This window comes from Streptococcus oralis ATCC 49296, assembly GCF_000185265.1.
Classification (GTDB): Bacteria; Bacillota; Bacilli; order Lactobacillales; family Streptococcaceae; genus Streptococcus; species Streptococcus oralis_BC.
Map to the genome: position 1 here is coordinate 115,901 of NZ_GL622183.1, position 11,239 is coordinate 127,139.

Genomic DNA, 11,239 nt, shown 5'->3' on the forward strand with positions numbered 1-11,239 from the left:
CAAAAAACATCCAAGAAAACATTCTTGAATGTCTGGGAAGATTGATGGCTCCATTTGGCCTATCAGCAAATGAGGATACTATGGCCTCCTTATCTCAAATACTGCTGTATGAACCCACTCATTATGAATGTGTAAGTCATTTTCTATCATTCTACTAAAGGTGAAGCCATTTTTTAAAAGCACCCTCTGAGAGGCTAGGTTACCCGTTGCCGTTCCTGCAATGATTCTATTGAAACCATAAGTAATAAAGGCTTTTTCTAAAACGAGTTTAACCGCTTCGCTTGCATAGCCTAAATTGCTAACATTTTCTCCAATCCTATACCCAAGCTCTGCTGTTGTTCGATCATTCTTTAAAACACTTAAATTGATTCTTCCGACCATAACGCCTTGCGAATCTCTAATAAGATGCATATAGACATCACGATTCCTTTGTTCCGTTAACAATTCCCTTGTAATTTCTTTAAAACCTTCTGGATCAAAATAGTTAGCTGGTCTAGGAGGTAAATTTCGCTCAAAATACTCCCGATTTTCTTTTTCAAAAGCATATACATCTAGACTATTTGCTTCAGACAACAGCTCTAAACTGATCATTACAAAACATCCCTTCTCTTCTTAGGTAAAATATTGTGAAACTGACCTAGATCTAGCAACTCCTACTCTAATTTTTGCAGCAGCTTTACAACTTGACGATTTTCAATCCTCACATAGTATACACCACTATCATTGACAAGTTTATCCTCTTTATACTTAGCAATTTTGACAGCATAAAGACCGCGTGGTAGGGGTTGGTTGGCAAAAAATTCCTTCATGAGCGCTTCAAGCTCTTTAAGATAGTCATCATACAAGAGATCTCTTTTTTCTTTTGGAACGAAATATTGAAATTCAAATGTTGGTATAAAAATCTTTTTTTGGAAAAGATATTGAGCATCCATGGGATACATCCCTTGCAGAGCTTGGCCCTTGCTTTGATTTTCCTCTAATATTTCATTATAAAGATAGATATTATCAGATTGGTTATTAAATTCAAAACCAATACCTTGATACTTCAAATCAGGCAGTTTAGGATCTTTGATTGAACTGTCCAGTGTTTTTAAAAACTCGCTGGTACCTGGACTAACCTCAATCCCTAAATAGGCTAATTCTGGGAAAACATCATAAATTTTTTTATAATTCTTGTAATCAACCTCTGCATCTGTCTTTCCATATGTTTCATTTTTCGAAAAGCGAGTATAGTATTTAAATCGAGTTTTAACCTGATAGTTTTTTCCAGCTATATTTTCACTATAGGTACCATGGATTATAAATCCTCCCACACTTGTATAGTTTTTCTCGTATTTTTCTAACTCAAACTGTCCTGTAAGACCGTAATTTTGATAAGAACGATGCACAGCTTGCTCAAGCTCAGTTCGACTTGCATGGGCAAATAGCCCCCACATATCCATTAGAGAAAAAATCGGACTGAACACTGTGAAGATTACCATTGGAATCACTATGGATAAGCAACCTATTAATAGCCAATTTCTTTTCTTGGCGTTTCCTTCAGATTTTTTAGCAGTTTTCAGTTTTCGTTTTAAGATTAGAATGAGTAAAACCAAAATCCCTAATACTAATAAAACCAATCTACAATCTCCTTTTACTTTTGACAGTTGTTAACAGGTAGATAGGAGACTGACAGAAATACTCGTCTCACCTGCTAACTTATCTTGAAATCCATAAACTCGTCTAAAATGAGGAGCAACCCTTATCCCATTATACCACATGGGCAATGCCGTGAGAAGATGAGAAAAGCAAAAGAAATCCACCTGAAATAAATTCAGGTGGTTAATGAAATTTTGCAGTTAGTTGAAGAAACTCTCAATCCAACCACTTATATTGTTTAACAATATTCCTAGCTGACCAATAAGTCCATCCATCTCCAAAGCTTTATTCTCATACTCATTAATTTTTATGAGTAACTCATCAATATTTTCGTCCATAGCCTTAATACTAGAATTAAAATATGAAATCAGATCACCTGCGGGTGTAACAAATTTCGTATCATGCAAATTTCCAGTCCAAGAATCATCATATTCATCTTTTTTAGAAGCTACAGCTTTTTTTTGCTTAACAAATTCACTTTTAATTTTCCGTAACTCGTCATATATTTCCTTAACTTTTTTTGCCTCTTCTAAATAACCTTCTTTTTTTGATTGAGCTGAACTAATCTGCGATTGAATTGCAGCTTCTTGACTAACTTTTGACATCTATACCTCATCTCCCTAACAAATAAGCAAGCACTACAACGGCGTAGACCATGATTAACAATATAGCACTACCGATGCCCAACAATTTATAAAGTTTGTTAATTCCACAGTATCGTTCCACATAAGCCCTGTTTGGTTTTTCAGGATCATACCATACCGTCATCGTCGAATAAATTGGGAAATGCGTACGCATTAAGCTATTAAAGGATATAAAGGAATTACGATAAAAGGTTAGTGAATTCGCCAGCATATCTTCTCTGGTAAAATTATCAGATGTTTTTACGGGCCCCCATGGAAGCGAAATCGTTTTGATTATAAAATACCGTAATGGCTTGCTATAAGTAGTTCCGTTAACCGTATATTCAACAATCGGAGGATTCCCAGCTTGAAAATTACTATAGCCCACAACCGTTCCCTTAACAGACGATTTGGCAAGACGTACCATCTTTTTATCCCGAAAATAAAGGTAAAGATATGTACCAGATAAAAAGATCAAGGATAAAAGAATGACGATGGTAGCAAATAAAAATAAAATGGTTTCTGTTGTCATATTCAACTCCTATCTTATTCTACGCTCTTCACATCAGACATTGAAAGTGTCATCTTGGATGGATCTGACATCGAGTCAACAAGCTCCAATTGTTCTGAGTTAAGTGGTAACAAAATTAACGTGGTTGTGTAAGAAGGTAACTCACCACTATCCTTGATAGTATAGCTAATCTTTTGATTATCAAAAATAGTTTTGCCATCATAGGACCAGCTTAGTGAAAACTCCAAATCTTTTTTGATATCTACATCAGTTTTATTGACGAGCATTAGTGCTGCTCTACCATCTGAGACGGCTCCTGTAAAGTAGATAGCCATATTTCCCTTACTTCCAATTTCTGGATGTTCTTTGGTCAATTTTTTACCAAGTTCAATTAAATCCGACGTTTTACCTTCATATTGTGGTGCTACTACAAATTTTAATTTTTTCTCCTCCTTGACAATCGTCTCATTTTTATTAGCCTCTTTATCTTTAATCCCATTAGAGCAACCTCCAAGTATTAACAATAAAATTATAACAAACAGCTTCTTCATTTTTTCACCTTTCTATTCAAAATCCAATTAATTCCTTTTCCTATTTTCATTTCTAACTCCTTAATATTATTCGTATTTAATTATATCATACGAAACTTATAATAGAAAAACTCACCTGAATTAAATTCAGGTGAGTTCAGATAGTTATGGAAAATCTTTGTATTGACTCTCTGCGATTTCAACCATTTTCCTACGATTATGACGTTCCTTAGAATCTTTTCCGCCTTGGATATAACGTTCTCTACGCTCCTCTCGTGACTCAGGAGCTTTCGTATACATATTCTGACCGATGGACTGAGCCATACTCGCATCTGCGCTTCGAAAGGCCTCACCAACAGCCCCAAGATACTCATCTAAGGAACTAATCGTCTCCACCATTTCCTTAGAGAGTTTCTTAATACCATCTGTCGCAGCTTCTATCTTTTCCGTCGCACTTGAAGAAATGAGGTCCGAAACGTTATGTTTTAACTCACCACTCATATCTTTAAATGCACCATTCACCCGGCTGAGATTATCAGGATTAATTTTCTTATTACTCATTCAATTTCACTCCGTCATTTCTAACAATCTTCTTATATTTTCCGAAGGACAGGATGTTTCTCCAACCAGGCATTCGCCTCTTGGCTGTTACGAATCTGAACATCTGAGGCTTCCCCATCATCATTCAGTCCATAAATGGTTAGAAGGTCTTCTCCCTTGGGGGCGAATCAATGTAACAAGGTGTCAAACCACTCATCCGGTGTGACCTTATCTGTACGGACATAAAGTGACCAATTCTGATTGATAAGTTTATCTTCGATGTCTGGATAAAGACTGTAGAGGTTGATGTTAGGGTCTGGGACCTGCCCTTCAGACCTAGTTGTGACGATCTCATTCGAAGGATCAATATAACCCTTAGAGTCTAAAATTTTATCATAATTCGTTGCTCTTACAGTACTACTGATAATTGAATCCATCTCAAACTTTGTGTCTTTTGGAAGTTCCACCACTTCTTCCGTCTCCAAATTGAGATAGACTGTTTTGTAACTCCAATTCTTTTCATCGGTTAAATCTACAATTTCTATCCCAAAGTAGTGAGTATCCTCAACGTAATAGGAGTCGAACAGATTTCTAGGAATGCTTTTCTGATTGTAGCTTCGCACTGCCTGATACAGGTCTATCTTTCGTTCAGGCAAGCCCTCCTCGTCTAAATTATATAGGACTAAATTCCAATACTCTCCCTCCCTCTGGTGATGAGGAATGTTAATTTTATCCTCTTCTAAAAAGAACTTATATTCATCTGTGATCGCATATGTTTTACTGACAAATAAACTCCCTTTATTGCTAGGCGCAAGGACATATTGGTTCTTATCTCCAAATAGTTGAAAGTCTGATTTTCCCATAGCAGTTCGCATTCTATACTCTGGTTCTTTTGGGGGTTGACTGGGCTTCAAAAGAAGAAAGAAACAAGATCCTGTTACGACTAAGAGGCTTAAAACTCCCAGAATGATTAGTATTTTTTTCCTATATTGTTTCATTGACTTCCTCCTGAGTATTTGTTGTTTGTATCTGATGAACAAAGATTATAAACTCTTAACCCATTATACCATATGCGTGACGCCGTGAGAAGATGAAAAAAAACTCACCTGAATCATGTTCAGGTGAGTTCATATAGTTATGGAAAATCTTTGTATTGACTTTCTGCGATTTCAACCATTTTCCTACGGTTATGACGTTCCTTAGAATCTTTTCCGCCTTGGATATAACGTTCTCTACGCTCTGCTCGTGACTCAGGAGCTTTCGTATACATATTCTGACCGATGGATTGAGCCATACTCGCATCTGCGCTTCGAAAGGCCTCACCAACCGCCCCAAGATACTCATCTAAGGAACTAATCGTCTCCACCATTTCCTTAGAGAGTTTCTTAATACCATCTGTCGCAGCTTCTATCTTTTCCGTCGCACTTGAAGAAATGAGGTCCGAAACGTTATGTTCTAACTCACCACTCATATCTTTAAATGCACCATTCACTCGGCTGAGATTATCCGGATTAATTTTCTTATTACTCACTCTTTATCACTCCCGTCTGCTCTATAGTCTCCTGTTATTTTCTTCCGAAGAGCTGGATGTTGCTCCAACCAAGCATTCGCCTCTTGGCTGTTACGAATCTGAACATCTGAGGCTTCCCCATCATCATTACGTCCATAAACGGTTAGAAGGTCTTCTCCCTTGGGGGCGAACCAGTGTAACAAGGTTTCAAACCACTCATCCGGTGTAACCTTATCTGGACGGACATAAAGCGACCAATTCTGATTGATGAGTTTATCTTCTAGGTCCGGATAAAGACTATAGAGGTTGATATTAGGGTCTGGGATGCTTCCTTCATACTTATCTGCAAGTATCTTATTTAAAGGAGGAAAATAACCCTTAGAGTCTAGAACCTTATCGTAGTTTGTTGTTCTTGCGATATCACTTATGTCATCATTCATTCCAAACTTTGTATCTTTTGGAAGATCCACTACTTCTTCCGTCTCCAAATTGAGATAGACTGTTCTGATTACCCAATTTTCTTCATCCGTTAAATCTCTAATTTCTAACCCAAAGTAGTGAGTATCCTCAACGTAATAGGAATCGAGTAGATTTGTAGGAACGCTTTTCTGATTGTAGCTTCGCACTGCCTGAAAAAGGTCAATCTTTCGCTCTGGCAAGCCCTCCTCGTCTAAATTATACAAAATTAAGTTCCAATACTCTCCCTCCATCTGAAGATGAGGTGTTTCATGTATCTTTCCTTCTTCCTCTACTATAAAAGTCTTGTACTCATCTGTGATCGCATATGTTTTACTGACAAAGAAACTCCCTTTACTGCTAGACGAAAGGACATATTGGTTCTTATCTCCAAATAGTTGAAAATCTGATTTTTCCCTGGCAGTTCCCATTGTATACTTTTGTTCTTTTGGGGGTTGACTGGGCTTCAAGAAAAGTAAGAAACAAGATCCCGTTATGACTAGAAAAAGAAGAAGGAGTGACCAGACAACTTTCCGATTCCTAAATACCTGTTTGTTCACTATTAGTTACCTCCTATTCCAACTAAGTGATTAAAATAAAGATCCTCATTCTTACCATAATCATCATACTTAAATTTGTATTCTCCCATACTCTGTGTTACATTTTGGAATTCTTTCAATCCTTTTACGAGCTTCTCTCCACCCAGTTGTTCAGGAGAAATGCTGCCATCCCCACTGAAAAGAGATTTCACTTCCTCTGTATAGTCTCCAGATGGTTCAATCGCATTTAATTGTTTTTCTATTTCGTTAAATTTAATTACTGCTGTTTCTACATTACCTTTTTGTTTCTCTAAAATCCGACGGAAATAATAGCCTCGTAAACCATTCTGCTGGAGGTCTGCCATCCGAAGATTGGCCTCAAAGTCATAACGAGATTGTCCAGAAATATGCTTATAGCTATTTCCTTCTTTTATTGCTGTAGCACCTGTATCCATTTCTTGATTTAAAAGATCTTTATCAATTTTTTCCAACTCTGATTGAATCTTTTGAGCTTTCTCAAAATGTTCTAAGAAACCACCAGCAACATGTGAACTAGCTTTTTTTAGATTCTTATATTTTTTGAAATCAGTTTCACTCAGTGCCTTTGTACCATTTTTAGCTACAGCATCAAATATGTTTTTCTCCTCTTTGGTTGCTGCTGCTGCTTCTACCATATTCCAAACGAAACCTGCAAGCGGGTTCATAGATACAATGTTCTTAGTTATATTATAAGTCGATTCCATCCATAAGCGGTCTTTTTGCTTTCTAAGTTCTTCCATTTTATCTAATTTTTTAAGCTGATCCTGCTCCTTATAACTACTTACACTAATCGTTTCAGAGCCATCTTTTCGATCTATTCCTAAATCTTGGATTGTAAAGGTATATTCTCCATCAGTCTTCGAAGAGGTAAAACTTCCTGCTTTAATATTTCGTTTAGTCGACACTGTATAATCACCAGTCTTCCCATTTTCTTGGGCGACTCCTTTAACTGTTATGGTAACCTTTCCAAATTTTTCAGTATTCATATACGTTAAAATATTATTTAGACGACCATAGCGAACGGAGCTTTCCTTTAATGCTTTTAAGCGTTCTTTTGCTTCCTCTTCCTCTTTTAACCATTCTTCATACTCTTTACTATTGTAGTCTTTTGGCATAGGCTTTCTCAACGATTGCCCCTTAGCATTAAGGCCATCTACAATCGTATCAATACTAGATGATAATTTCGCTGTATAGACTTGAACCTCTTTCACATCTCGATTAGAAAGAACCTCAAAGAATGCCCCTAATCCATCAACTTCACCTTTCTCAGCAGCCTTTTCTAGACGATTGGCAACTAGCATCGTCGTTGGGAGACTAGCATCATTCACTTTCGCTCTGGCTAATTTTTCAAAATAGTCTTTTTTTGTCTTATATCTAGATTCAGAAATTAAAACCTTTATGATTTCAACATCATCAGAGGTATAAGCAGCATCAAGATAATTGACATTATCCTGTCTTAAGTCACCTCGTTGGATAGCATCCAAAATATTTAAAGCTGGAATAGAAGTTATGGCCTTGGCATTTTGAGTCAAAATTGCTAAAGACTCAAAGGTCTCGGCTGACTTTGTTATGTCAGTCTCTAGTTTTTCATGAGCAGTCTTAATTCCCTTATGTGTTTCCTTTCGAGACTTCACTTCCTCCAAAATCAAACTGTCAGCTGTGGAATCAAAATTAGAAATTGTGGCATCCCCTTCTCCCATTACATCAACAGCTTGCTGAACTACTTTTATGACTTTACTTTTTACTATTGCAATTACATCACGTTGCTGGGCTTCCAAAGAGTTCGTTAGAGTGGTCATAGATTCATCATCTGTAAAAGCCAAGGAAGAAAAACCCAAACCTTTCAATTCTCCCGTAAAGGTGAAAACTTGTTGACCATAGGTCATGACAGCCTTTGGAGCATCTTTAAATACCGTTGTTTGTATCTTATTCAACTTCTCAAAGAATGCATTAATGGCCTCTGCCTTCTCACCTTCAAGGCTAGTATTAAACTCTCGGACTGTATCGCTCGCCGCTTCTTCAAAACGTCCGCCAAAACTATGAATACTAGTCCCATAGCTGTCTAAACCAGCTATATTTTTTACTTGTATCGACATCTACCTCTCCTTTCTAGTTGCCATTTAAAGCCATATTTAAGGCGTACCGGGCATTTGATTCTGCCAACCGAGCGCTTTGTAAATCTGATTCTGCTTCCGAAATCTTACTATCCAGCAAAGACAAGATCTCATCCTTTTTTTCAGACAGCATTTTCTCTAATTTGTCCAAATCTTCTCTCTCTTGTTTTGCCTCATCATCATACTTTTCGCCTGCAATATAAGATGACAACGATGAGGATGTCCAGATATCTGTAGATTCATTTTTAACGTTCTTTCGCTCAGCTTCTAGTTCTGCTTTTCTACTAGCCGCTTGGCTTGTTACTGACGAAGCGCTATACAAGGCATTGGTCAACGCTATAATAGTTTTAATATCTTTAGCCATAGCTATCTTCCCTTTCTATATCATTAATACTTTCATTCTACTTGCTACCCCATCGGAAACATAGTAGTGTTCTTGTTCTTCTAATTGTGGCTCACGAACAGGTCTATTTGTGACAGTCAGAACTGATTGATCGCTTAAGCGAAGTGCTAAAATAGCCTGCTTATAAGAACGAGCAGTTTTTGAGATCACATCGATATGCTTGGTGATTAGTGGCGAACTCATTACAATTGAACCATATCCAGCTCGTATTCCTTTATCTAGGACATAAGCCAATGTATCAAGCGCTTCTGAGTTTAATTCACTCACCAATTCAATTAAATTGTAGACAACTACTGTTGCTACGTGCTCTCTTTCGTTTTGCTCTAAACGCTCATTAATTCGCTTCTCTATACTTGCGATAGCACTTAGATAGTCTTCGGAGTTACTAATAATCGTCACACCTTCCATTTCAGGTAGACTATGATACTTCGGTGCCAAGACGATGACCTTCTGTTTCCCTTTGGCAATGTGTTTCACCAAGGCCGTCATCTGCTCTTCCTTATCTGTTAAGTAAAGGAGATTCCCCTTAGCCAGATTCCAAGTAACCGGTTCAACTGTCTCCAAGTCAAGTCCTAATGGCACAAGTCCGTGTTCATAGGCAGTCTGCACGCTTGCTCGGCTATAGAAGTCTTTCTCTGTCAACTCCTCTGGCACCATCGGGATGGCACTTGGGCGCTGTCCGGTCCAGGCTTCTTGGAGGGAAGCGACTGCTTGGCGCAGGTTGTTAAGGACTTGGGTGTCATTGGATCCATAAACCGGGAGTGCCAGCTGGATGACATCCACTTCTTCACGTTTCATGAGAGCCCGTCCCTTGATATCTTCCATAGTCATAGCAAGTGGGGTAGAGCCCACGATGGCTCGCACTTCACCTGCCTCATTTTGTGGCAGGCTCAACTGGTGCTTGAAGTTCGAGTAGAGTTGAGCACGAAGGTTGGTCTGGCGACCAGCTGTCACCAAGAGGTGAACCCCGATACTGAGACCTTCACGAGAGATACGCACCAAGAGCTTGAAGAGTTCCGCCTCATAGGCTTCTTCCTTGAAGGCCTCATAGCTATCTAAGAGGATGACAATAGCCGGCTCTTCCTGACCACTGGCCTGACGGTAGAGTTCCAAGGTCCCAACACCATAGTCCGCAAGGAGTTTCTTACGACGGTTAAGTTCTCTCTCCATGATTCGTACAAACTTAGAGATCTTCTCTGTTTGGTCCAAAAGCATGGTATCTGCCACCTGTGGAAGCTTGGACAATGGAGCCAAACCATTGGTACCAAAGTCCATCAAGTACATGGTAAGGGCCTTTGGACTGAATTTGCGAGCCAAGTCCATGGCTGCGGTTTGCAAGAAGGTCGTCTTTCCTGTACCCGGACTTCCGTAAAGGAGGATATGACCATCCTTGGAGAGATTGATAGAGACAGCTTCCTGCTTCTGGGCCTGCGGGATATCTGCCATCCCCAAGAGGACAGAGAGTGGTTTCTCTTGTGCCCAGGCTACTGCTGGTTGCACTTCTTCCAGTTCGTCTAGTGCGATTCGCTCTTTGAGCGGTGGCAACCATGGCTGTGGTACTGGAGGAATCTCTTGTTCTTCACACAAGAGCTGGATATGGTGCACTATCGCATCCAACTCTGTCGGAACTTCCTTGATCTCATCCACATCTTCTAAGCCTGATAGGTCTTCATTCAAGATTTCATATTGGCCCAATTCATTGATTAGGTAGATAGTATGGTCCTCAATCCCCATATCGTCCTTGTCCGGCTGGTAATCTGCCCCTGACCAGGCTGACTGGAAGAGCTCATAGACTTCGTTATTTCCGACCTGTAGATAGGCACGTCCTGTCTGAGTAATCTCGGCCGCGTCCGGTGTATGAAGCATTTCATTGGAGTCCGAACGGTCCGCCACCTTAAGGGCGATCTTGAAGCGAGAGTTAGACCAGATCTGGTCATCCACCACACCAGAAGGTTTCTGAGTAGCTAGGATCAAGTGGACCCCGAGGGAACGCCCGACACGCGCAATAGATACCAACTCCTTGATAAAGTCGGGCTGGTTGACCTTGAGCTCTGCGAACTCATCTGAGATGAGAAAGAGGTGAGGGAGCGGTTCTGTCGCTTCTCCGTTTTTAAATTTCTTCTGGTATTGATTGATATGGTTGACTTCGAACTCTCCAAAGAGTCGTTCACGACGATGGATCTCCGCATTGATCGAAGCCAGAGCCCGCATAGATTGGGCACCATCCAAGTTGGTAATCGTCCCCAAGAGATGGGGCAGATTTTTAAAGAGATTGGCCATCCCACCACCCTTGTAGTCAATCAGCAAGAAAGCCACATCATGAGGGTGGAAGTTAA

General features: G+C 39.4%; 12 protein-coding genes. All 12 read right to left on the bottom strand.

Translation table 11 applies throughout. The annotated features are described in order from the left end of the window. Positions 1-78 precede the first annotated feature (78 nt). Positions 79-591: a GNAT family N-acetyltransferase gene (locus HMPREF8578_RS02795; RefSeq protein ID WP_000624239.1), complete on the bottom strand. Its 513-nt coding sequence runs from the start codon at positions 589-591 to the stop codon at positions 79-81. Positions 592-653: 62 nt separating this feature from the next. Then, the gene (locus HMPREF8578_RS02800; RefSeq protein ID WP_000243688.1) at positions 654-1,619 is read right to left on the bottom strand and encodes a hypothetical protein; all 966 of its coding nucleotides are present in this window, start codon (positions 1,617-1,619) and stop codon (positions 654-656) included. Between the two features lie 219 nt (positions 1,620-1,838). Continuing rightward, positions 1,839-2,243 carry a DUF5082 family protein gene (locus HMPREF8578_RS02805; RefSeq protein WP_000049335.1) on the bottom strand — a complete coding sequence of 135 codons (405 nt, stop codon included), beginning with the start codon at positions 2,241-2,243 and terminating at the stop codon, positions 1,839-1,841. A 7-nt stretch (positions 2,244-2,250) separates the two neighbouring features. Further along, entirely contained in the window at positions 2,251-2,793 is a 543-nt protein-coding gene (locus HMPREF8578_RS02810; protein ID WP_000206210.1) for a hypothetical protein, read from the bottom strand. 14 nt (positions 2,794-2,807) lie between these two features. Beyond that, on the bottom strand, positions 2,808-3,323 hold the full coding sequence (locus tag HMPREF8578_RS02815) for a hypothetical protein (RefSeq protein ID WP_000732922.1): 516 nt from the start codon (positions 3,321-3,323) through the stop codon (positions 2,808-2,810). A 144-nt stretch (positions 3,324-3,467) separates the two neighbouring features. Continuing rightward, positions 3,468-3,863 carry a hypothetical protein gene (locus HMPREF8578_RS02820; protein WP_000066278.1) on the bottom strand — a complete coding sequence of 132 codons (396 nt, stop codon included), beginning with the start codon at positions 3,861-3,863 and terminating at the stop codon, positions 3,468-3,470. 167 nt (positions 3,864-4,030) lie between these two features. Continuing rightward, on the bottom strand, positions 4,031-4,840 hold the full coding sequence (locus HMPREF8578_RS02825) for a hypothetical protein (protein ID WP_000816349.1): 810 nt from the start codon (positions 4,838-4,840) through the stop codon (positions 4,031-4,033). A 137-nt stretch (positions 4,841-4,977) separates the two neighbouring features. Further along, positions 4,978-5,373, bottom strand: coding sequence for a hypothetical protein (locus HMPREF8578_RS02830; protein ID WP_000066277.1), 396 nt, complete (start codon positions 5,371-5,373; stop codon positions 4,978-4,980). Then, positions 5,370-6,368 carry a hypothetical protein gene (locus tag HMPREF8578_RS02835; protein WP_002892615.1) on the bottom strand — a complete coding sequence of 333 codons (999 nt, stop codon included), beginning with the start codon at positions 6,366-6,368 and terminating at the stop codon, positions 5,370-5,372. Before HMPREF8578_RS02835 ends, HMPREF8578_RS02830 begins: the two co-directional genes overlap by 4 nt. A gap of 2 nt (positions 6,369-6,370) precedes the next feature. Continuing rightward, on the bottom strand, positions 6,371-8,482 hold the full coding sequence (locus HMPREF8578_RS02840) for a hypothetical protein (RefSeq protein ID WP_000027496.1): 2,112 nt from the start codon (positions 8,480-8,482) through the stop codon (positions 6,371-6,373). A 13-nt stretch (positions 8,483-8,495) separates the two neighbouring features. Continuing rightward, complete coding sequence (locus HMPREF8578_RS02845; protein ID WP_001030004.1) at positions 8,496-8,864, bottom strand: hypothetical protein; 369 nt, start codon at positions 8,862-8,864, stop codon at positions 8,496-8,498. 15 nt (positions 8,865-8,879) lie between these two features. Next, a partial coding sequence (gene essC / locus HMPREF8578_RS02850; protein ID WP_000292753.1) for a type VII secretion protein EssC occupies positions 8,880-11,239 on the bottom strand: 2,360 nt, incomplete at its 5' end.

Bases quoted from the DNA above. Each gene is read 5' to 3' on its own strand.
- HMPREF8578_RS02825 (WP_000816349.1), bottom strand. From the start codon at position 4,840: ATGAAACAATATAGGAAAAAAATACTAATCATTCTGGGAGTTTTAAGC.
- HMPREF8578_RS02810 (WP_000206210.1), bottom strand. From the start codon at position 2,793: ATGACAACAGAAACCATTTTATTTTTATTTGCTACCATCGTCATTCTT.
- HMPREF8578_RS02845 (WP_001030004.1), bottom strand. From the start codon at position 8,864: ATGGCTAAAGATATTAAAACTATTATAGCGTTGACCAATGCCTTGTAT.
- HMPREF8578_RS02820 (WP_000066278.1), bottom strand. From the start codon at position 3,863: ATGAGTAATAAGAAAATTAATCCTGATAATCTCAGCCGGGTGAATGGT.
- HMPREF8578_RS02805 (WP_000049335.1), bottom strand. From the start codon at position 2,243: ATGTCAAAAGTTAGTCAAGAAGCTGCAATTCAATCGCAGATTAGTTCA.
- HMPREF8578_RS02840 (WP_000027496.1), bottom strand. From the start codon at position 8,482: ATGTCGATACAAGTAAAAAATATAGCTGGTTTAGACAGCTATGGGACT.
- HMPREF8578_RS02815 (WP_000732922.1), bottom strand. From the start codon at position 3,323: ATGAAGAAGCTGTTTGTTATAATTTTATTGTTAATACTTGGAGGTTGC.
- HMPREF8578_RS02795 (WP_000624239.1), bottom strand. From the start codon at position 591: ATGATCAGTTTAGAGCTGTTGTCTGAAGCAAATAGTCTAGATGTATAT.